The organism is Rubrivirga sp. S365 (assembly GCF_032248475.1).
Classification (GTDB): domain Bacteria; phylum Bacteroidota; class Rhodothermia; order Rhodothermales; family Rubricoccaceae; genus Rubrivirga; species Rubrivirga litoralis.
The window spans coordinates 2280935-2302619 of sequence record NZ_JAVTTN010000001.1; the positions used below are offsets into that span (position 1 = coordinate 2280935).

Consider the following 21685-nt stretch of genomic DNA (forward strand, 5'->3'; position numbering starts at 1 on the left):
ACGCGGCCGCGGCAACCCCGCCCCGCCCCGCGCGTGAACGGACCGACTCACACCCCCGACCTATGCCCTCCGCCTGGACCACCACCAAGAACCTCCTCACGGCCACCGGCAAAGACGTGATGGACGACGACGTCCCGAGCCTGAGCGCCGCGATCGCGTACTACACCGTGTTCTCGCTCCCGTCGCTCCTCGTCATCATCGTCGGCGTCGTCGGGGCCGTGGTCGGGCCGGCCCAGGTCGAGGAGGTCGTCGTGAGCCAGATGGGCGACCTGATCGGCCCGTCGGCGGGCGACGCCATCCGCACCATGATCGCCGACGCGAGCGACCTGGGGACCGGGATCGGCTCCAAGGTGGCCGGGCTCGCGGCGCTCCTGTTCGGGGCGACGGGCGCGTTCGCCCAGCTCCAGCGGGCGCTGAACCGGGCGTGGGAGGTCGAGGACGACGACGACAGCGGCGTCGTGGGCGTCGTCCTCAAGCGGCTGCTCTCGTTCGGGATGGTGCTGACGATCGGGTTCTTCCTCCTCGTCTCGCTCGTCGTGAGCGCCGCGCTCACGGCGATCGGGGGGGCCGCCGAGGCCGCCGTCGGCGGCGGCGCCGTGGCGAGCACGCTGGTCCAGGTGGCCAACGTCGTCGTCGGGCTCCTGGTCATCGCGGCCTTGTTCACCTTCCTGTTCCGGGTGCTCCCCGACGCCGAGGTCGCGTGGCGCGACGCGGCCGTCGGCGGCCTTGCGACCTCGATCCTGTTCACGATCGGCAAGTCCCTCATCGGGATCTACCTCGGCACGGCCAACCCGGGCTCGGCGTTCGGGGCCGCGGGCTCGCTCGCGCTCATCCTCATCTGGATCTACTACTCGTCCTTTATCGTCCTCGTCGGTGCCGAGTTCACGCAGCAGTGGGCAAACCGGCTGGGCCGGGGGATCGACCACGAGGACGAGGACGTCCACCCGATCGCGCAGCCTCGCGACCCGGCCCCGTACTGAGCTCTGCGCCCGACCGCGCAGCCTAGGGCGGGGCGGCCGCCCCGCCCGCGGGCTCAGACGCTGAGCGGGGCGGGGCGGATGGGACGGCGGACGGCGTCGGTCGCCTGCTGCACGCCGAACGCCACGTCGTGGAGGCCCGCGACGTCGTCGCGGTCGAGGCCGAGCACTTCACGGGCCTCGTGGAGCCCGACGTGCTCGCCGGGCTCGATCACGCCGTCGGCGAGGACGACGTCGAGGAGGTTGAGCATGAGCGCCCGGCGCAGCTCGACGTCGTGGTCCTTGAACTGGAGCAGGCACCGCTCGAGCGGCGGCGGCTGGATGGCGAGCCGGAAGACGCGCTTGCGGGCGTCGCCGGAAAGGTCGCCCAGGTCGAGCGACTCGAAGATCCGGTCGTCCTCGCTCTCATCCATGTCGCGGTCGGCGGCGGACATGGCAAAGAGGGCGCCGTAGAACGAGAGGCGGTCGTCTTCGGAGAGTGAGCTGAGGTCGAGCGTGTCGGGCGTGGTCATGGCGGCCGTCAGGGGCGGGGCGGGGAAGGGCGGCGCCAAGCTACGCCCCCGCCCCGCCCGAGCGGACCGCGGCGGGGCGGACCCGGCGCGAACCTTCGGCGAGACGCTTGGGCCGACCGGGACGACCAGCCACGCGACCTGCCGCAGGGCCGGGCGGCCTCCCGCGTTGTAGACGTTTGAGCTGCGTGGGGCGGGGTGGCCCGGGGCAGCGCTCCCGCCCCGCTCGGCACCGCCGGCGGCGCCACCCCGCCCGAGGCCACCTGCGGGCGGGGCGGTCCTGAACGGCCCCGCCCTGCCTGGGCGCCGTTGCCCGGTGTCGTTGCGTGCAACGACGCTACCGTGCCCACCCCGCCCATGGCGCGCGGGGGCGGGGCGGTTGTCTCCGCCGCCCGCCGCAATTCCGGCCGTCTTCCGCCCCGCCCGGTGGCGCCGCCCCGCCCCGCCCGCCATCTTCCCGTACCCCGTACCCCGTACCCCGTACCCCGTACCCCGCGCATGCCCGACCGCCCGCTCCTCGTCACCTCGGCGCTCCCGTACGCGAACGGGCCGCTCCACCTCGGCCACCTCGCCGGGGCCTACCTCCCGGCCGACCTGTTCGTCCGCTACCAGCGGCTGCGCGGGCGCGACGTGGTCTGGGTGTGCGGGTCCGACGAGCACGGGGCGGCGATCGCCATCCGCGCGCGGCAGGAGGGGACGACGCCGCAGGCCATCGTCGACCGCTACCACGCCGAGTTGGAGAGCGCCTTCGCCGGCTTCGGTATCGCGTTCGACGCCTACGGGCGCACGACGTCCGAGACGCACCGGGAGACGAGCCAGGACCTGTTCCGAGCCATCGACGCGGCCGGCGGGTTCGTGCGCGAGACGGCGACGCAGCTCTACGACCCCGAAGCCGGTGTCTTCCTGGCCGACCGCTTCGTCAAGGGCACGTGCCCCGTCTGCGGGTACGACCAAGCCTACGGCGACCAGTGCGAAAACTGCGGGTCCACGCTCTCGCCCGACGACCTCGTCGAGCCGCGGAGCACGCTCTCCGGCGCTGCCCCGGAGCGGCGCGAGACGACGCACTGGTACCTCCCGCTGGGCGATCTCCAACCCGCCCTCGACCAGTGGATCGGGACGAGGGCGGGGTGGAAGCCGAACGTGCTGGGCCAGGTGCGGAGCTGGCTCGACGCCGGCCTGAGCCCGCGCGCCATGACGCGCGACCTGGATTGGGGCATTTCGGTGCCGTCCGACGTCGAGGGCGACACCGACGGGAAGGTCCTCTACGTCTGGTTCGACGCGCCCATCGGCTACCTCTCGATCACGAAAGAGTGGGCGGCGGCGCAGGGCGACGCCGACCTCTGGAGGCGGTACTGGCAGGTCCACGAGGACGGGACGGCGCCCGAGCTGGTCCACTTTATCGGCAAGGACAACATCGTCTTCCACTGCCTCATCTTCCCCGCCATCCTGATGGCGACGAACCGCGCAGCGGACGCCGCAGGCAATGCGGCGCAGCCGGACCTGCCGCAGTTGGCTTCGCCGTCTGCGGGGCAGTTCGTGCTGCCGGAGAACGTGCCGGCCAATGAGTTCCTGAACCTGGAGGGCCAGAAGCTCTCGACGTCGCGCGGCTGGGCGGTCTGGGCCGAGGAGGCGCTGCAGGCGTTTCCCGCCGACGCCCTCCGCTACGCGCTGGCGGTCGGCCTGCCCGAGACGAAGGACGCCGACTTTACGTGGTCCGACTTCCAGAACCGCGTGAACGGCGAGCTGGCCGACGTGGTCGGCAACTTCTGCAACCGGGCGCTCACGTTCGCCGACCGCTTTACGGGCGGGGCGGTGCCGCCGCTGGAGGAGCCGTCCGAGGCCGACCGCGAGCTTCTCGCCGCCCTCGCCGCCGCCCCGCCCGAAGTCGGCGCGCTCTACGAGCAGTACCGGCTCCGCGACGCCGTCGCGCGGACGGTCGCGCTCGCGCGCGCGGGCAACCAATACCTCCAGGAGACCGAGCCGTGGAAAACGCGGAAGACGGACGAGCGGGCCATGCGGAACACGGTCCACGTCGCGCTCCAGGTCTGCGCCGGGCTGTCCGTCCTGCTCGACCCCGTCGTGCCCGAGACGGCGCGGCGGCTCCGCGAGATGCTGAACCTGGAGGGCGTCCGGTCGTCCGCGGGCGGGGCGGGGGCGAACGGGGCGGCCGGCGGCGAGGGCGAGGCGGGGATCGGCTGGGCCGACGCTGGACGCCCGCTATTGCAAACGGGCCACCCGCTCGGCACACCCGGCATCCTCGTCCGCAAGATCGAGGACGACGAGGTCGAGGCGCAGCGCCAACTCCTCGACGACCGCGAGGCGACGGCGACCGGCGACCCGGCCGCTGCGGACTCGGGCGAGCCGTACGCCCCGCTCAGCGCGCCCATCGCCTTCGACCAGTTTACGCCGCTCGACCTGCGGGCGGGGCGGATCCTAGCGGCCGACCTCCACCCGAACGCCGACAAGCTCCTCCGCTTCGACGTCGACCTCGGGTTCGAGACGCGGCAGATCCTGTCCGGCGTCCGCGAGCACTTTGCGCCCGACGACTTGGTGGGGCGGACGGTCGTCGTCGTCGCCAACCTCGCGCCGCGGACGATCCGCGGGCTCGAAAGCCAGGGGATGATCCTGTTCGCCGAGAACCGCGACGGGGCGCTCCTGGCCGTCGAGGCCGACGGCGAGCCGGGCGCGGTCGTCCGCTAGCCACCCCGCCCGTTCCGGCGGGGCGTGCGGGCGGGGCGGCCACCCCGCCCCCTTTGCGCCGCGTGGGGCGGGGCGGGGAGAGGGCTCTCGGCCCCCACCCGCCGCTCGTCATCCCAGGTCGACCTTCTCGTTCTCGCCGACGTCGCGGGCCGGCTCGCCGGTGATCTTGGCCTTGAGGAACCCGAGCGCGTAGACGACCGGGCTCGACGGCGAGTCCCAGTACTCGGCGCGCTCGACCTCGACCTTGAGGAGCCGGAGGTGCGGGTCGTCGAGGCCCTTCGGGAACCACGCCTCGAGCGGCTTCGACCACAGCTCCTCGGCCTTCCGCTTGTCCTTGACGACGAGCGCCGTCCCGGCCATCGTGACGTAGTCCTGCCGGCCCGGGTGGGCAAAGGCCACGCCGACCTTCCGGTTGCGCTCGACGTGCTCGACCTTCTCGGAGTCGTCGCGGGTAAAGAACCAGAGGTCGCCGCCGAACCGGACCTCCTGCACGGCCATCGGCCGCGCCCACGGCTTGCCGTCGGTGTCGACGGTGGTGAACATGCAGATGCGGATGTCCCCGATCAGATCGGCGAGCTTCTCGATCTGCTCGGCGCGGTCGGCGGGGGGAGTCGTGGGGGCGGCCATGGGGAGGGGGAGGAGAGAGGGGGCCGCTCAGTACGGGCGGGGCGGGGTGGGGTTCTAGCGCCCCGCCCGCGGTCCGCTCCACTCCGCCCGACTTGCGCTTGCGTGCGGGGCGGGGCGGCCGCAACGAAAGCGCCCCCGGCGCCGTCGGGCACCGGGGGCGGTTCTCGGGCGGGGCGGCTCCTGGCGCAGCACCACCCCGCCCCCAGCGGGCGGGGCGGCGCGCCGTCGCTACGCGTTGATGGCTTGGCCGTAGGCGTCGCGGAACGCCTCCATGACGGCTTCCGAGAGCGTCGGGTGCGGGTGCATGGCGTCCATGATCTCGTGGGCCGTCGTCTCGAGCGCGCGCGCCGTGACGATCTCGGCGATCATCTCGGTCGCGTCGTGGCCGATGATGTGGGTGCCCAGGACCTCGCCGTACTTTTTGTCCACGACCACCTTCACGAACCCGGTCTGGTCGCCGATGGCCGCCGCCTTGCCCGACGCCGTGAACGGGAACTTGCCCGTGATCACGTCGAACCCGGCCTCCTTCGCCTTGGCCTCGGTGTAGCCGACCGAGGCGATCTGCGGCAGGCAGTACGTGCAGCCGGGGACGTTGAGGTAGTCGACCGCGTGCGGGGCGTGCTCGGCCTTGCCCATCTCGTGGGCGATGTTCTCGACGCAGACGATCCCCTCGTGGCTCGCCACGTGCGCCAGCCACGGGCCGCCGACCACGTCGCCGATGGCGTAGACGCCGTCGACGTTCGTGTGGTACATCGAGTCCACGGTGATGGCGCCCCGCTCGTGCTCGACGCCGATGTCGTCCAGCCCGAACCCCTCGACGTTGCCGACCACGCCGACAGCCGAGAGCACCTGGGCGACCTGGAGCGTCTCCTCGCCCTTGGCCGTCTTGACCGTGACCGCGCACCCGTCGCCGGACGTGTCGACGTTCGTGACCTCGGCGCCCGTCATGACCGACACGCCCATCTTCTTGTAGGCGCGCTCGAGCTCTTTCGACACGTCGGCGTCCTCGACGGGCACGAGCCGGTCCTGGAGCTCGACGACCGTGACGTCGGTGCCCATGTGGTGGTACACGTAGGCGAACTCGACGCCGATGGCCCCGGCCCCGACGATGAGCAGCGACTCCGGCCGCTCGGTCTGGAGCATGGCCTGCCGGTAGTCGATGATCTTGGTCCCGTCGACGGGGAGCGTCGGGATCTCGCGGGCGCGGGCGCCGGTCGCGACGATGATGTGCTTGGCCTCGATCTCCGTCTCCTCGCCGACCGTCTCGCCGTCCATCGTCTCCGACGGCTCGACGCGCACGCGGCCGCCGCCGAGCAGCGTGGCCGCGCCCATGTAGACGTCGACCTTGTTCTTCTTCATGAGGAACTGGACGCCCTTGTTCATCTTGTTGGCCACGCCCCGCGAGCGCTCGACGACCGCCGGGAAGTCGACCTCGACCTCGGGCGCCGCGCCGTCGCCGCCGAACGAGAGGCCGTAGTCGCCCAGGTGCCGCATCTGCGAGGCCACCTCGGCGCTCTTGAGCAGCGCCTTGGTCGGGATGCACCCGATGTTCAGGCACACCCCGCCCAGCTTGTTCTTCTCGATGATGGCCGTCTTGAGCCCGAGCTGGTGGGCGCGGATGGCGGCCTCGTAGCCGCCGGGGCCGGAGCCGATGATGAGGACGTCGTAGGGGCCGTTCGCCATGTCGCTGGGTGTGTGGGGAAGGGGAGTCTACCCCGCCGCCCCGCCCGGGCTCCCCGGGCCGGCTTGAAGAGGTGTGGAAGCGCGGGGGAGTCAGTAGGTCGGGCGGGGCGGTAGACGGTGTCGGGGGAAGGGGCCGCCGCGCCTACGTCGAGGGCGGGGCGGCCGTGTCTTGCCCTCCGCGTCGTCAGACCGCGCCGCCCACGCCACACGAGGCGCGTGGAGGTGCGCGATCAGGCGATGCTCCACCCCGCCCCCGCGCCACACGGGCGGGGCGGGCACTCGCCGACTACCGCGGCGTCCAGTCGTCGGCGATGGCGACGATGACCACGTTGGCGGGCGTCCCCGTCTCGTCGGAGCCGAGGTCGCGGTCGAGGAGGTCGGCGACGACGGCGCCCTCCTTGGCGACGATCACGAAGTCGCCGGGGCCGGCGTCGAGGCCGGGGTCGAGGGCCACGTCGGCCGGGCCGCCCAGCGGCTGGCCGTCGAGGCCGACCGGCTCGACGACGAGGAGCCGGTGTGCACGGAGGCGGGGGTGCTTTTCCGTTGCGACGACGGAGGTCGTGACGTGGCCTAGGTACACAAAGATCGGGGGTTAGGTAAGGGCTTCTCTGTGGTGTGTACGTTGGGGACCATCTTCCAGGCGTGTCGCGTCTCTCTCCGTCCCTCCCTGGCACCCACAGACCATGTACAGCACCCAAGGCATCGAAGCCATCGCCACCGTCACTGAGCTCCGGTCGAAAACGTCCGCGCTCATCGACCAGGCCAAAACGATCAAGACGGGCATCATGATCCAGAAGAACAACGAGCCCGAGGCCGTCCTCCTCTCGTACGACCTCTACCTCAAGCTGTACAAGCAGCTCGAGAAGAGCTCGAAGTAGCCCGCCCCGCCCTCAGCGGTCCCCGATAAGCCCCTTCAGCTCAGCGACGCGGCGTGTCGTCGCCTCGCGGTCGAGCGCGCGGAAGCGCTCGGGGAGCATCGAGAGGCTCGTGCATTCGAGGACCGCCGCGAGGTTCTGGAGCTCGACCTGGAGCGGGTAGGACGGCGGCACGAAGTCGTCGACGACCGCCTGCAGGACGTCGGCCGTGACCGCCCCGCCCGCGTCCTCCACCCCGGCCGCGCCGTCGCCGCCGGGGGCGGGGTGGGGGGCGTCGAGCGCGTGCGTGGCCGCGCGGAACTTGGCCCGCGTGAGGAGCGCCTCCATGTCGGCGCCCGAGTACGTCCGCTCGCCGTCGAGGAGCGCCTCGGGGACGTCGTCCAGCGGCAGGTCCACGCCCGTCTTCCGCATCATGACTTGGAGCAGTTCCTCGCGGTCCTCCCGCGTCGACGGGTAGAACAGGCCGATGTGCTCCTCGGCGCGGCCCTGGCGCTTGAGGTCGACCGGCATGAGGTCGGGCCGGGCCGTGACCAGAAACCAGATGATGCGGCCGCGGTAGCGCGTGTCGCTCATGGCCTGCGCGATCTGGCCGAACACGCGGCTGGACACGCCCGAGTCGCCCTGGCTGCTCCGGTCGCCCAGCGCGGCGTCGGCCTCGTCGATCATGACGGCGACGGGGTTCATGGCCCGGAGCAGCGTGAGGATCTTCTCCAGGTTCCCCTCGGTCACGCCCTGCCACTGGCTGCGGAAATTCTTGAGCTTGACCATCGGGATCCCGATCTCGCCCGCGAAGGTGGTCACGAGGAACGTCTTGCCCGTGCCGACTGGCCCGCTCACGAGGTAGCCCATCGGCATGACGTCGGGGCGGCCGGTCTTGATGGCCTCGGCCGCGGCGCGGAGGTGGTCCTTGGCCTCGGCGTGGCCGGCGACCATGTCGAGCGTGTAGTCGGTCTCGACGAACTCGAGGAGCCCGTACGCCTCGGCCTCGATCAGCTCCTTCTTCTTCTCGGACAGCGTCTCGAACGTGAGCCGCCGCCCGTTTTCCAGCACGTCGGCCAGGATCGAGCGGAGCTGGACGTAGCCCAGGCCGGCCGTGTTCTGGGCGAGCGCGAGGTCGGGCACGTCGCTCAGCGCGTCGTAGCGGGCGCGGGCGCCGTCGGCCGAGAGGAACCACGACACGAACGCCTGGCGCTGGTCGAAGGCCGGCAGCCCGACCTCCAACTCGGCGTTGTACGGGCTCTGGATAAACGGGCGCGACAGGTCGCCCAGGTTCTCGGCGACGAGGACGAGCGTAAAGTCGGCCCGGAGCAGGAGCGGGTCGTTGGCCCACTTCTGGAGCGTCACGAGCGCGCCGCGGTCCTCGGTCGAGTAGCTGGCCGCCTCCGACATCGGGATGATGGTTTCGGCGTAGTCGACGACGAGGGCGATCCGCTTCCCGTCCGCCAGGCGCAGGCGGAAGTAGTTGTCGAGGAGCGCGAAGACGCGAGCGGGGTCCTTGGGGAGCTTTTTCGCGTACTCGGTCCCGAAAATCGTGTCGTAGCCGGAGAGCGCCCGGTTAAAGTCGCGGCGCGAGTCGACGTCCTGGAAGTGGATGCCGTCGGAGCGGTCGTAGAACACGACGATGTCGCGGCCGGCGAAGAGGTCGTCGGCCAGGAACTGCCGCAGCGGGACGTACACGCGCCCGCCCCGCCCGTCCTCGGAGGGCACAAGGTCGCGGACGTTCCCGTGCACGACGAACTGGTTGATCGTCTTGGTGAAGTAGCGGCGGGCCAGCTCGCGCGCCCACGTCGGGTAGTGGGCGAGCGGGTCGGCGGGCGGGGCGGGCGTCTCGGCCATCGGGCGGGGCGGCTGGGCGGGGTGGGGCGGAAGATACCGGGGCGGGGTGGAGCGGGTAGAGCGGGTAGAGCGGGTAGAGCGGGTAGAGCGGGTAGAGCGGGTAGAGCGGGTAGAGCGGGTAGAGCGGGTAGAGCGGGTAGAGCGGGTAGAGCGGGTAGAGCGGGTAGAGCGAAGGGCGGGGCGGCGGCCGAAAAGTTCCGCGGCGGCTCCTGCCCCTCGCGCTGCGCGGGCGGGGCGGGCAAATGCTCACCGCTCTACCTGCTCTCTCTGCTCTACCCGCTCTCTCTGCTCTACCTGCTCTACCCGCTCTCTCTGCTCCCCCCGAGCTAGCTTGCTGCTCCCTCACCTCGGCCGCCCCGCCCGCCCCTCATGTTCGACTGGATCTCCGACCCCGCCGCGTGGGCCGCCCTCGGGACGCTGACCGCGCTCGAGATCGTCCTCGGGATCGACAACATCATCTTCATCTCGATCCTCACCGGCCGGCTCCCCGAGGAGCAGCAGGCGAGGGGCCGCACGATCGGGCTGGGGCTCGCGATGGGTATGCGGATCCTGCTCCTCCTCTCGATCTCGTGGGTCATGGGGCTCACGGCGGTCCTGTTCGACGTGGCCGACTGGCTCCCCTTCCTCGCCGACCTCCAGCCGGTCGGCGAGGCGACGGGCGAGGCCGTCGTGGGCCACGGCGGCGGCGACGTCGCGGAGACGAGCGCGACGGCCATCACGGGGCGCGACCTCATCCTGCTCCTCGGCGGCGTCTTCCTCGTCGGCAAGGCGACGCACGAGATCCACAACAAGCTGGAAGGCGACGGCGAGCACGCGGCCGCGAAGCCGAAGGCGGCTACGATGGGGAGCGTGCTCATCCAGATCGCGCTGCTCGACCTCGTGTTCTCGCTGGACTCCGTCATCACGGCCGTCGGCATGGCCGACGACATCGCCGTCATGATCATCGCCGTCGTGATCGCCGTCGGCGTGATGATGCTGGGGGCCGGGCCGATCTCGAACTTCGTCCACCGCCACCCGACGGTGAAGATGCTCGCGCTCGCGTTCCTCATCCTCATCGGCGTCACGCTGGTCGCTGAGGGGATGGGTCAGCACATCTCGAAGGGCTACATCTACAGCGCGATGGCGTTCTCGCTCATCGTCGAGTTCCTGAACATCCGCTCGAAGCGGGGGAAGGACACCCCGTCGGTCGAGCTTCAGGAGCCGTACGCCCGGGCCGGCACGTCGGGCGTCCCGACGGCGGACGACGTGGCCCGGCCGCTCCCGATCGCCCCGCCCCGCGTGGTCCACCCGGTCGTGTAGCCACCGGGCGGGCGTGTAGCCACCGGGCGGGGCGGCGCTCGGGGCACGGGCGCGGTCCGCGCGCCGTTGTGACTCCACGCCGCGTCTGCGCGGCCTCACCGTCCCCGCCGCCCCGCCCGCCCATGTCGTTGATCCCGCTCCCGGGGCGTGCCCTCGTCCTCCTCGCTGCCGTGCTCGCGGTGCCCGGGTGCCTCGCGCAGTCGCCGGCCGCCCCGCCCGCCGAGGGCGTTCGCCTCGTGGAGCCCGAGGGGCGGTCCGCCGCGCGCGCGGCGACGCGGGCGTTCTCCCAGGACGAGGCCGTCGCCTACGAGGCCGGCCCGCGCTCGGCCGACGGGACCGGCCGCTACTACCTCGGCCGCGAGATCGCGCGCGTGATGAGCCACCGTGGGGCGGCCTGGCTCGAGCGCCCCGACCGCGAGCGCGAGGAGCGCCCGGCGCTCCTGGTGCAGGCGCTGGGGCTCGCGCCCGACGACGTCGTGGCCGACCTCGGCGCGGGGACCGGCTACTTCACGTTCCGGCTCGCCCCGCTCGTCCCCGAGGGGCGCGTCTACGCCGTCGACATCCAGCCCGAGATGCTCCGGATCGTCGAGGCGCGGGCCGGGGAGGACGGCGTCGGCAACGTGGCGCCGGTCCTGGGCACCGAGACCTCGCCCGGCCTCCGCCCGCGGTCGACCGACCTCACGCTCGTCGTCGACGCGTACCACGAGTTCTCGGACCCGCGCGAGATGCTCGCCGGCATCTTCGAGGCCACGCGCCCCGGCGGCCGGCTCGTCCTCGTCGAGTACCGGGCCGAGGACCCCGACGTGCCCATCAAGCCGCTCCACAAGATGACCGAGGCGCAGGCCCGGCGCGAGGTGGAGGCGGCCGGGTTCCGGTTCGTCGAGAACCGCGACGTGCTCCCGCAGCAGCACATCCTGGTGTTCGAGCGCCCGGCGGAGTAGATCGGACCCGAAGGGCGGGGCGGCAGCGGAGGCGCCACCCCGCCCGCTTCGGCAGGGCGGTGGCCCCGGGCGGGGCGGTCGAGCCGCCGCCCCGCCCGCGACGGGATCGGGCGGGGCGGCAAACGAAAGGGGACCCCGCCCGGCGGCAGGGTCCCCGTGTCGATGGGGCGGGGTGGGCGCTAGGCGACCGTGACCTCGTCCGAGAGGTACACGTCCTGGATCGCGTTGAGGAGCTTGACGCCGTCGGCCGTCGGGCGCTGGAACGCCTTGCGGCCCGAGATGAGGCCCATCCCGCCCGCGCGCTTGTTGATGACCGCCGTGCGGACAGCCTGGCCGAAGTCGTCTTTGCCCGAGCCGCCGCCCGAGTTGATGGTGCCGGCCCGGCCCATGAACCCGTTGGCCACCTGGTAGCGCGTGAGGTCGATGGGGTGGTCGCTCGCGAGCTCGGTGTAGATCCGCTCGTCGAGCTTGCCGTAGGAGCTGTCGCCCGAGTTCAGCGCCTTGTAGCCGCCGTTCGTGGTCGGCTGCTTCTGCTTGAGGATGTCGGCCTCGAGCGTCGCGCCGATGTGGTCGGCCTGGCCCGTGAGGTCGGCCGCCGCCTCGTAGTTCGTGCCGTCGACGGTGAACCCGCTGTTGCGGAGGTAGCACCAGAGGACCGTGGCGAGCCCCAGCTCGTGGGCGCGCGCAAAGGCCTTCGAGACCTCCTGGATCTGGCGGCCCGAGCCGTCGGAGCCGAAGTAGATCGTGGCCCCGATCGCGACGCAGCCCATGTCGCGGGCCTCCTCGACCCGGGCGTACAGGATCTGGTCGTACGTGTTCGGGAAGGTGAGCAGCTCGTTGTGGTTGATCTTGAGGATGAACGGGATCTTGTGCGCGTACTTCCGCGCGACCATCCCGAGCGCCCCGTACGTCGAGGCGACCGCGTTGCAGCCGCCCTCGATGGCGAGCTCGACGATCTTCTCGGGGTCGAAGTAGGCCGGGTTCTTGGCGAACGACGCGCCGGCCGAGTGCTCGATGCCCTGGTCGACGGGGAGGATCGAGAGGTAGCCCGTCCCGCCCAGGCGCCCGGCGTCGTACAGCTGCTGGAGCGAGCGGAGCACGGGGATCGGGCGGTCCGAGGCGCGGAAGACGCGGTCCACCCAGTCGGGGCCGGGGACGTGGAGCTGGTCCTTCGAGATCTTGGGCGCGTCGAAGCCGAGGAGCGAGTCGGCCTCGGAGCCGAGGTACTCTTCGATCTGGGTCAGGGTGTCGGGCATCGTCGGGGGCAGAGAGGGGAGGGGGAAAGATAGGGGGCGGAGCCGGCCCGCCCGCTCGGCTCTCCCCCGACTACGAGGTGCCGCCCCGCCCGGTTCGGCCGAGCGCCGCGGCGACCGCCGGCGGGAGCCGCCAGAGCGTGGGATCACGAGCTGGGCGGCCGTCGAGCGCGTCCGGGAGCGCGAGCGCCAGGAGCGGGGCGGTCATCAACCCCTTCGCGCCGAGGCCGGTAAATACCCACACGCAGCCCGTGAGCGGACCCGCCAGCGGGAGCCGCCCCGGCGCCACCGCCGCGGGCACCGTCAGGCGGACGCCCGCCCGGCGTCCCAGGACGGCCGCCCCGCCCAGCGCGGGCACGAGCGCGGCGGCCTGCGCGACGAGTCCGGCGTCGAGCGCCGGGTCCGGCGCGTCGCTCTCGAACGCGTGCTCGAACGTGGCGCCCACGACCACCCCGCCCGCGTCGGGTCCGCCCGCGTCGGGTCCGCCCGCGTCGGCCTGCGGCACCACGTAGCCGCGCCCCGCGACGGCGGGGTGGCCCGGCGGCAGCGCGTCGGGGCGCTCCAGGCGGACCGTCTGGCCCTTGACGCGGTGGAGCCCCAGGGCCGCGAGGGCGGGGAGGTGCCGCGCGCCGTCGCCCAGGCACAGGACGAGGTGCCGCGCCCGGACGTCGCCGGCGTCCGTCTGGACGACCACCCCCGGAGGGGACGGCGAAGCCACCCCGTCCGCGTCGGGTCCGCCCGGCTCGCTCCGCCACCCGAGCAGCCGCGCGCGCGCGCGCGCGGCGCCCCGCGCCTCGGCCGCCCGCACGAACGCGGCGGCGAGCGCACCGACCTCGACGTGCCCGCCCCGCCCGACGACGAGCGCGCCGAGCGGGGCGGCGACGGCCGGGAACCGCTCGGCCGCGGCCGCCGGGCTCAGCCACTCCAGCGCGCCCGCGTGCTCGGCGGCCCGCTCCTGGAACGTCGCGGCCTGGGACGGGGCGGCGGCCGGGCGCACGACGCCGGTGCGCGAGACGAGGGCGCCGGCGCCGGCGTCGTCCAGGAGCGTGCCGAGGGCGCGGAGCGCCTCGTCCATCCGCCACGCCGGCTTCGCCTTCCGCCCCATGAACGGGTTGACGAGCCCGGCCGCCGCCCCGCTCGCGCCGGGCCTCCCGTCGCCGACGACCATGACGCGGCGGCTCCGGCTGAGCACGAGCGCCGCGCACGCCCCGGCGAGGCCGGCGCCGGCGACCACGACGTCGGTGCGGGCGGGGAGGGGCATCGGTTGGATTGTGGGGTACGGGGTACTCGGTACAGGGTACGCGTCGGGCGGGGCGGTCTCGGGCGGCGGCGGGTATTCGTCCGGCCGTCTCCCACCCCGCCCGGCAGCGCCGCCCCGCCCGCCGCACGACCGTACCTCGTACCTCGTACCCATTCCCCGGATCAGGCGCGCCGCGCCGCCCGTACGGTGCCGCTCGCAGCGCAGCACACATGGACAACGTAGACGTCGCGGTCGTCGGGGGCGGGGTGGCCGGCCTGGGCGTCGCGTGGCGGCTCGCCCAGCGCGGCCGCCGCGTGGCGCTCTTCGAGCGCGGGCGGGCGGGGCGGGGCGCGTCGTGGGCCGCGGCCGGGATGCTCGCGCCGGACGCCGAGGCGGGCTTCGAGGAGCTCGACCTGTACGCGCTGGGGCACGAGAGCCTCGCGCGGTGGCCCGCGTTCGCCGCCGAGGTCGAGGCGGCGAGCGGCCGCGGCGTCGGGTACCGGACCGACGGCACGTTCGTCGTGGCCGACGACCGCGACGCGGCCCGCGCGCTCCGCCGGCTGTTCCGGTTCCAGACCGAGCACGGCGCGGCCGTCGAGTGGCTGACGGGCGACGAGGCCGCCGAGCGCGAGCCGCTCCTCTCGCCGCGCCTCCCCGCCGCCGTGTGGTCGCCCGACGGCCACCAGGTCGACAACCGCGCGCTCGTCGACGCCCTTCGCGTGGCGGCCGAAGGCGCGGGCGTCGAGGTCCACGAGGGCGCCCACGTGACGGCCGTCGAGCCCGGCGGTTCGCGCCCCGGCGACCGCCCCGCCCTCTCCGTCACACGCGAACCGGGCGGGGCGGACTCGGGCGAGTCGGAGCCGGGCGGGGCGGAGCGCGTCGAGGCCGGCGTGGTCGTGCTCGCCGCCGGCGCGTGGAGCGGGGCGGTGGGCGGCCTCACGCCCGCCCCGCCCGTGCGCCCGGTCAAGGGGCAGGCGCTCTCGCTCCGGATGACCGACGCGCTGACGCTCCGCCACGTCGTCCGCGGGCCGGACGCCTACCTCGTGCCCAAGGCCGACGGCCGGCTCGTGGTCGGGGGGACGTCGGAGGAGCGCGGGTGGGACGCGGCGGTCACAGCGGGCGGCCTGTTCCGGCTGCTCGAAGGCGCCGTGCCGCTCGTGCCGGCCGTCGAGGAGATGGAGCTCGTCGAGACGTGGGTCGGCCACCGGCCGGCGAGCCGCGACCACGGCCCGCTCCTGGGCCGCTCCGAGCACGCGGGCGTCGTCTACGCGACGGGCCAGTACCGGCACGGCGTCCTCCTCGCGCCCGTCGTCGCCGACGAGGTGGCGGCCGAGGTCGACGCGCTCCTCGAAGCGGGCGGGGCGGGGTGGGGCGGGGAGGCCGAAACCCGCCCGCTCCTGGCCCCGTTCTCACCGAGACGGTTTCGGTGAGGGATGCGGGATGGAAGAGACATGGAGGGATTGGGCAAACGTGCCTCCGCCGCCCCGCCCGCTCATCCCTCAATCCCGCATTCCTCCTCATCCTTCCACCCCGCCCATGCCCACGCTCCACGTCAACGGCGAACGCCGCGAGGTCCCCGACGGCCTCACCGTCCGCGCCCTCCTCGAACACGTCGGCCGCGACCCCGAGCAGACGGGCATGGCCGTCGCGCTCGGCGACCGCGTCGTCCGCCGGAGCGAGTGGGCCGACACGCCGGTCGCCGAGGGCGACAGCGTCGAGATCGTGACGGCCGCCCAAGGCGGGTAAGGAACGCTGAATGTTGAACGATGAACGCTGAAGATTTTGTAGCCGCCCCGCCCCGCCCCGCCCCCACAGATCCGGGCGGGGCGGACGACCCGTGGACCGTGGGCGGGGTGGAGTTGAGGAGCCGCGTGCTCCTCGGGACCAGCCGTTACCCCAGCCTCCAGTCGCTCCTGAACTCGGTCGAGGCCTCGGGCGCCGAGGTCGCGACGGTGTCGGTCCGCCGGGCGGACCTCGGGGGCGAGAAAGAGAGCCTGCTCCGCGCCCTCCGCGACGACGCAGAGCGGGCGGGGCGGGCGCTCCACGTGCTCCCCAACACGGCCGGCTGCTACACGGCCCGCGAGGCCGTACTGACGGCGCAGCTCGCCCGCGAGGCGCTCGAAACGGACTGGGTCAAGCTCGAGGTCATCGGCGACGACGAGACGCTCTACCCCGACGCCGTCCAGACGCTGAAGGCGGCCGCCGACCTCGTCGCTGACGGGTTCGAGGTGTTCGCCTACTGCGGCGACGACCCCGTGACGGCGCGGCGCCTGGCCGACCTCGGGTGCGCGGCCGTCATGCCGCTGGCCGCGCCCATCGGGAGCGGGATGGGGCTCGTCAACCCGTACGTGCTCCGCATCATCCGCGAGACGCTCCCCGACGTCCCGCTCGTCGTCGATGCTGGACTGGGGACGGCGTCCGACGCGGCGCGGGCGATGGAGCTGGGCTACGACGGCGTCCTCCTCAACACGGCCGTGTCGGGCGCTGAGCACCCCGTCCTCATGGCCGCCGCCGTGGGCCACGCCGTCGCCGCCGGCCGCCTCGCGCGCCGGGCGGGGCGGATCCCGCGCCGGCTCTACGCGCAGGCCTCGACGCCCGACGCCGGCCGCATCGACGTGCCGGCGGTCGACGAGTAGGTGCCGGACGCGACCGACGCCACCCCGCCCGAGGCGCCGGGGCGGGGTGGGGAAGAAGAGCGCCGTGGGCGCGCGGGCGGGGCGGTCCCCCGTCTCCTCCTCATCGCCGACGGATTCGCGGCGGGGCGGCCGGAGGTGGACGCCGAGGCCGTCCGGGACCGCGCGCTCGCGTGCGTCGAGGCCGGCGTGCCGTGGGTGTCGCTCCGCGACCACGCCGCCCCGCCCGACGTGTTCGCGGAGCGGGCCGAGGCGTTCGCGGCGGCGCTGCGGCGCGCCCGCCCCGCCCTCACGGTCTCGGTCCACGGGCGGCTCGACGTGGCGCAGACGCTCGGGGCCGGCCTCCACGTCGGCCGCCGCGGGGCGTCGCTCGCGGACGCCCTCGCCGTCGACCTGGACGGTCCGGTCGGCCTCTCGTGCCACTCGGCCGCCGACGCCGCTCGGGCGGGGCGGGTCGCAAACCGACAGACCGCAAACCGGCGGATCGCAGACCGCGGGGGCGGGGCGGACTACGTGACGGTCTCGCCCGTCTGGCAAACGCGGACGCACCCGGACGCCGAGCCGGCCGGGATCGACCTGGTCCGCCTCGCGGCCGAGCAGGCGCGCGTGCCCGTCCTGGCGCTCGGCGGCGTCACCCCGCCCCGAGCGCGGATCTGCCGGATCGTCGGGGCGCACGGGGCGGCGGCCGCTGGGGGCCTCTTGTTCGCGTGGGACGCCGAGGCGACGACGCGGGCATTTCTAGAGGCCGTAGGGCACCCGTAGGGACACGGCTTGCCGTGTCCTGCCATCCGCGGCGCCCTCGGCCGGACACGGCAAGCCGTGTCCCTACTACCAAACGGCCGCCCCGCCCCCAGCCGACCACCTCTGCCCGTCCCGCCCCCGGCCGTCCCGTCCCTCTGCCCATCCCTCAATCCCCCCATCCCCCCATTTTCGCACCGTCCGCGCGGCGGGGCGGGGCGGGACGGGGGCACTTTCCAGGCCACCCCGCCCGTGCGCCCCATGTCGTTCCAAACCATCCGCGGCACCTTCGACGTCCTCCCCGACGCCCACGACACGGGCGGCATGACCGTGCCGGGGAGCGCCGCGTGGCGCCACGTCGAGGCCACGGTGCGCGACGTGCTCGGGCGGTTCGCGTTCGAGGAGATCCGCACGCCCGTCCTAGAGCCCGTCGACCTCGTCGCGCGCGGCGTCGGGGCGACGACCGACATCGTCTCCAAAGAGATGTTCGTCGTCGAGCGGACGAAGGAGACCTACGTGCTCCGGCCCGAGGTGACGGCCCCGGTCATGCGGGCCTACCTCGAGCACCACCTGGAGCAGCGGGGCGGCGCGCAGCGGCTGTTCTACGTCGGCCCGTGCTTCCGCGCCGAGCGCCCGCAGAAGGGGCGGTTCCGCCAGTTCCACCAGTTCGGGACGGAGCTGATCGGGTCGGACGACCCGCGCGCCGACGCCGAGACGGTCGCCGCGCTCCGAGCCGTCTACGACGCGTTCGGCGTCCGCGACACCCGGCTCCGCCTGAACACGCTGGGCGACGCCGCCGACCGCCCGCGCTACCGCGACGCGCTCCGCGACTATTTCGAGCCCTACGCCGCCGACCTGTCCGAAACCAGCCGGGCGCGGCTGGAGACCAACCCGCTCCGCATCCTCGACACCAAGAACCCCGCCGAGCAGGCGCTCCTGGCCGACGCCCCGCGCCTCCCCGACTTCGTGGGCGGGGCGGCCGCCGAGCACTACGCCGAGGTCAAGGCGCTCCTCGACGGCCTGGGCGTGCCCTACGTCGAGGACCCGCGGCTCGTCCGCGGCCTCGACTACTACACGCGGACCGTGTTCGAGCTGGAGTCCGACGCGCTGGGCGCCCAGAGCGCGCTGGGCGCCGGCGGCCGCTACGACGGGCTGGCCGAGGCGGTCGGGAGCAAGCAGCCCGTGCCCGCCGTCGGGTTCGCGGCGGGCATCGAGCGCCTGTTCCTGGCCCTCGACGCCCAGGGCTACGCCTTCCCCCAGACCGCCCCGCCCGACGTGTTCGTGGTCGCCCTGGGCGGGGCGGCCGAGCGGGCAACGTTCGGGATCGCGCAGACGCTCCGCACCGCCGGCCTGCGCGTCGACTTCGCGTTGGGCGGCCGGTCGATGAAGGCGCAGATGCGGGCGGCCGACCGCTCGGGCGCCGCCCGCACCGTCATCGTCGGCGACGACGAGCTGGCGGCGGGCGAGGCGCAGGTGCGCGACCTGGAGACGGGCGCGCAGCGGGCGGTGCCCATCGCTGCGCTCGCCGTCACGCTCGCGGGCGGGGCGGGGTAGGGGCGGCCGCCCCGCCCTCGCCGTGGCGGCCCCGCCCCGCCCTCGCCGTGGCGGCCCCGCCCCGCCCGACCGCCCCGCCCTAAAGCAGCGTGGAGGTAGGTACCGGGTACTCGGTACGACGTACGCGCGCCGAAGCCAGATCAGACCGTACCTCGTACCTGGTACCCTGTACCCACCTGGGCGGGGTGGCGCACCCGACCGCCCCGCCCCCGCGCGTGGGTCGGCCCGGCGAGCGCGGGCGGGGTGGGGAGGCGGCGGCTCTTCCCCCGATCCCCAACACCCGGCCGCCCCGCCCCGTTCTACCTTGCCCGCCCCGCCCCCGGGCCTGCCCCCGCGCCATGTACCCCCGCATCAGCGACCTCACCCGCGACCTGTTCGGGTTCGAGCTCCCGATCCCGCTCCACTCGTTCGGGCTCCTGGTCGCGCTCGCGATCGTGGCCGCGGCGGCGCTGGCGAAGCGCGAGCTGGACCGGATGTACGCCGCCGGCGAGGTCGGGCCGGTCCGCCTGCCGGTCACGGACGCGAAGGGGCGGAGCCGGGTCGAGCTCGCAAGCCCGTCGGCCCTCGTGTGGACGATGGCGACGCTGGCCGGCGTGTTCGGCGTGATCGGCTCGAAGCTGTTCCACATCATCGACTACTGGGACGAGTTCGTCGCCAACCCGGCGCGGCTCCTGTTCTCGGCGTCCGGGCTCACGTTCTACGGCGGCCTCATCTGCGCCGGCGCCGCGATCCTCTACTACGCCCACAAGCGCGGGATCAAGCTGGGCCGGCTCATGGACGCGACGGCGCCCGGGCTCATCCTGGCCTACGGGATCGGGCGGATCGGGTGCTACCTCTCGGGCGACGGCGACTGGGGCGTGTGCTCGTCGCTGGCGAACAAGCCGTCCTGGATCCCGGGCTTCCTGTGGAGCGAGACGTTCCCGCGCGCCTACGTCGGCATGGACCCGGTGACGTTCAATGCCCAGGTCCGCGGCGAGGTCTGCACGCTCGCCAACCCGACCGGCGTCTACCCGACCATGCTCTACGAGTTCGCCGTATGCGCCGCGCTCGCCGGCGTCCTGTGGCTGCTCAGGAAGCACCCGTTCCGGGCGGGGTGGCTGTTCTCGCTCTACGCCGTGTTTACGGGCGCCGAGCGGTTCGCGATCGAGTTTATCCGCGTCAACCCCGAGGTCGCGTTCGGGCTCTCGCAGTCGCAGCTCATCTCGGTCGCCCTCATGCTCGCCGGGCTCGTCGGGCTCGCGCTCCTGACGCGGCGCGTGACCGCCCCGCCCACGGCCCGGCCCGCGATGGCGGCGACGGCATGAGCCCGGACCCGCTCGCCCTGATCCAGACGGCGTACGACGAGATCGACCGCTGGGAGCGCTCGTTCGGCGAGGCGCCCACCCCGCCCGCGCTCCAGGTCGACGAGGACGCGCTGGGCGAGGCATTGGAGGAGTACCTCGGGCGGATGACGGCCCCGCCGCGCGGCGAGGCGCCGGGGATGTACCCGTTCGGGAACGCGCGCTACGCCGGGCAGATGCTGAAGCCGCCGCACCCGGTCGCCCTCGCGGCCTACGCGGCCGCTGCGCGCATCAACCCGAACAACCACGCCCTCGACGGCGGCCCGCCGACGAGCGCCATGGAAAAGGAGGTCGTGGCGGACCTCGCGCGGATGTTCGGCTTCCCCTCTAACGCGCTCGGCCACCTCACGGGCGGCGGCACGGTCGCCAACCTGGAGGCGCTCTTCGTGGCGCGCGAGGAGACGGGCGGGGCGGCCGTCGCCTACTCGGCCGAGGCGCACTACACGCACGCGCGTATGGCGCACGTCCTGGACGTCGAGGCGGTCTCGGTCGCCGCCGACGACGCCGGCCGCATCGACCTGGACGCGCTCGAAGACACGCTGAAACGGGGCGGGGTGGGGACCGTCGTGCTGACGGCGGCGACGACCGGCCTGGGCGCCGTCGACCCGATCGCGGACGCGATCCCGCTGTGCCGCCGCTACGGCGCGCGCGTCCACGTCGACGCGGCCTACGGCGGGTTTTTCCGGCTGCTGGCCGCCCCGCCCTCGGCGGCCGGGCGGGGCGGGGCGGGATCGGGCGGGGCGGAGGGCGCGGGCGGGGCGGCGCTCGCCGGCTTCCCGGCCCGCCACTTCCGCGCGATCGCCGACGCCGACTCCGTCGTGGTCGACCCGCACAAGCACGGGCTCCAGCCGTACGGGTGCGGGGCGGTCCTTTTCCGCGACCCGTCCGTCGGGCGGCACTACCGCCACGACTCGCCCTACACCTACTTCACGTCGGACGCGCTCCACCTGGGCGAGATCAGCCTCGAGTGCTCGCGGCCGGGCGCGGCGGCTGGCGCGCTGTGGCTCACGCTCCGCGTGCTGCCCCTGGAGGCGGAGCGCGGAATCGGCCCCATCGTCGCCGCTGGCCTTCGCGCGGCGCGTGCGCTGGCGGGGCGGCTCGACGCGTCCGACACCTACGACCTCGTGCTCGCGCCCGAGACCGACATCGTCGTCTACGCCCCGCGCGCCGCGTCCGTGTCCGAAACCGACGCCCGGAGCGGGGCGGTCTTCGAGGCCGGCATGGCCGACCCCGACGACCCGCTCTTCCTCTCGCTCTACCGCCTCGACGCCGACCGCCTCGCGGCGCACCTCCCCGCCCTCGCCCGCGACCCTTCGGGGACCTCAGGGCAGGCTGCCGACCACGCGCGCGTGTTGCGGAGCGTGCTCATGAAGCCCGAGCACGAGGCGGCCGTCGGCTGGATCGCGGACCGGCTGGAGGGGCTCGCGGGCGGGGTGGAGGGCTAGGCCGCCCCGCCCGTCCCCACCCCGCCCGTGCGGTT

The 21685-nt window shown here is 73.8% G+C and carries 19 protein-coding genes; 12 read left to right on the forward strand and 7 right to left on the reverse strand.

The window, feature by feature from the left end; genetic code table 11:
* The first annotated feature begins 62 nt into the window (after positions 1-62).
* On the forward strand, positions 63-980 hold the full coding sequence (locus RQM47_RS09855) for a YihY/virulence factor BrkB family protein (protein ID WP_311664945.1): 918 nt from the start codon (positions 63-65) through the stop codon (positions 978-980).
* 53 nt (positions 981-1033) lie between these two features.
* Here the strand turns inward: RQM47_RS09855 and RQM47_RS09860 are convergent, their stop codons facing one another.
* A complete protein-coding gene (locus RQM47_RS09860) occupies positions 1034-1489 on the reverse strand; it encodes a TerB family tellurite resistance protein (RefSeq protein WP_311664943.1) in 456 nt (151 codons plus the stop codon).
* A 495-nt stretch (positions 1490-1984) separates the two neighbouring features.
* On the opposite strand from RQM47_RS09860, the gene metG reads away from it, so the two are divergent.
* Entirely contained in the window at positions 1985-4186 is a 2202-nt protein-coding gene (metG, locus tag RQM47_RS09865) for a methionine--tRNA ligase (RefSeq protein ID WP_314008752.1), read from the forward strand.
* 108 nt (positions 4187-4294) lie between these two features.
* On the opposite strand, the gene RQM47_RS09870 is transcribed toward metG, so the two are convergent.
* From RQM47_RS09870 to RQM47_RS09880, 3 genes are all read right to left on the reverse strand, one after another.
* Positions 4295-4813: a pyridoxamine 5'-phosphate oxidase family protein gene (locus RQM47_RS09870; protein WP_314008755.1), complete on the reverse strand. Its 519-nt coding sequence runs from the start codon at positions 4811-4813 to the stop codon at positions 4295-4297.
* A 228-nt stretch (positions 4814-5041) separates the two neighbouring features.
* On the reverse strand, positions 5042-6496 hold the full coding sequence (lpdA, locus tag RQM47_RS09875) for a dihydrolipoyl dehydrogenase (RefSeq protein WP_314008757.1): 1455 nt from the start codon (positions 6494-6496) through the stop codon (positions 5042-5044).
* A 286-nt stretch (positions 6497-6782) separates the two neighbouring features.
* Entirely contained in the window at positions 6783-7076 is a 294-nt protein-coding gene (locus RQM47_RS09880; protein WP_311664935.1) for a EutN/CcmL family microcompartment protein, read from the reverse strand.
* A gap of 103 nt (positions 7077-7179) precedes the next feature.
* Here RQM47_RS09880 and RQM47_RS09885 point away from each other — a divergent pair, with 103 nt between their 5' ends.
* A complete protein-coding gene (locus RQM47_RS09885; protein WP_311664933.1) occupies positions 7180-7374 on the forward strand; it encodes a type II toxin-antitoxin system Phd/YefM family antitoxin in 195 nt (64 codons plus the stop codon).
* Positions 7375-7386: 12 nt separating this feature from the next.
* Here the strand turns inward: RQM47_RS09885 and RQM47_RS09890 are convergent, their stop codons facing one another.
* Positions 7387-9207, reverse strand: a complete 1821-nt coding sequence (locus tag RQM47_RS09890; RefSeq protein WP_314008759.1) for an ATP-binding protein — start codon at positions 9205-9207, stop codon at positions 7387-7389.
* 369 nt (positions 9208-9576) lie between these two features.
* Between RQM47_RS09890 and RQM47_RS09895 the strand changes: the two genes are divergently transcribed.
* Both RQM47_RS09895 and RQM47_RS09900 read left to right on the forward strand, forming a co-directional pair.
* A complete protein-coding gene (locus tag RQM47_RS09895) occupies positions 9577-10506 on the forward strand; it encodes a TerC family protein (protein WP_314008761.1) in 930 nt (309 codons plus the stop codon).
* Positions 10507-10628: 122 nt separating this feature from the next.
* Positions 10629-11447 carry a class I SAM-dependent methyltransferase gene (locus tag RQM47_RS09900; protein ID WP_314008763.1) on the forward strand — a complete coding sequence of 273 codons (819 nt, stop codon included), beginning with the start codon at positions 10629-10631 and terminating at the stop codon, positions 11445-11447.
* Positions 11448-11626: 179 nt separating this feature from the next.
* Here RQM47_RS09900 and RQM47_RS09905 read toward each other — a convergent pair whose 3' ends face one another.
* Positions 11627-12703, reverse strand: a complete 1077-nt coding sequence (locus RQM47_RS09905) for a class I fructose-bisphosphate aldolase (RefSeq protein WP_311664925.1) — start codon at positions 12701-12703, stop codon at positions 11627-11629.
* Positions 12704-12773: 70 nt separating this feature from the next.
* A complete protein-coding gene (locus tag RQM47_RS09910; protein ID WP_311664923.1) occupies positions 12774-13961 on the reverse strand; it encodes an FAD-binding oxidoreductase in 1188 nt (395 codons plus the stop codon).
* A gap of 209 nt (positions 13962-14170) precedes the next feature.
* On the opposite strand from RQM47_RS09910, the gene RQM47_RS09915 reads away from it, so the two are divergent.
* From RQM47_RS09915 to RQM47_RS09945, 7 genes are all read left to right on the forward strand, one after another.
* Positions 14171-15370, forward strand: coding sequence for an FAD-dependent oxidoreductase (locus RQM47_RS09915; RefSeq protein WP_314008765.1), 1200 nt, complete (start codon positions 14171-14173; stop codon positions 15368-15370).
* A 106-nt stretch (positions 15371-15476) separates the two neighbouring features.
* On the forward strand, positions 15477-15686 hold the full coding sequence (thiS, locus tag RQM47_RS09920) for a sulfur carrier protein ThiS (protein ID WP_314008767.1): 210 nt from the start codon (positions 15477-15479) through the stop codon (positions 15684-15686).
* A 20-nt stretch (positions 15687-15706) separates the two neighbouring features.
* Complete coding sequence (locus tag RQM47_RS09925) at positions 15707-16576, forward strand: thiazole synthase (RefSeq protein ID WP_314008770.1); 870 nt, start codon at positions 15707-15709, stop codon at positions 16574-16576.
* Positions 16577-17335, forward strand: a complete 759-nt coding sequence (locus tag RQM47_RS09930; RefSeq protein WP_314008773.1) for a thiamine phosphate synthase — start codon at positions 16577-16579, stop codon at positions 17333-17335.
* A 237-nt stretch (positions 17336-17572) separates the two neighbouring features.
* Positions 17573-18865, forward strand: coding sequence for a histidine--tRNA ligase (gene hisS, locus RQM47_RS09935; protein ID WP_311664913.1), 1293 nt, complete (start codon positions 17573-17575; stop codon positions 18863-18865).
* A 338-nt stretch (positions 18866-19203) separates the two neighbouring features.
* A complete protein-coding gene (locus RQM47_RS09940; protein ID WP_311664911.1) occupies positions 19204-20169 on the forward strand; it encodes a prolipoprotein diacylglyceryl transferase in 966 nt (321 codons plus the stop codon).
* Positions 20166-21650 (forward strand): pyridoxal phosphate-dependent decarboxylase family protein, encoded by a 1485-nt coding sequence (locus tag RQM47_RS09945; protein WP_314008776.1) that lies wholly within the window; start codon positions 20166-20168, stop codon positions 21648-21650. The genes RQM47_RS09940 and RQM47_RS09945 overlap by 4 nt, the downstream gene beginning before the upstream one ends.
* Positions 21651-21685 lie beyond the last annotated feature (35 nt).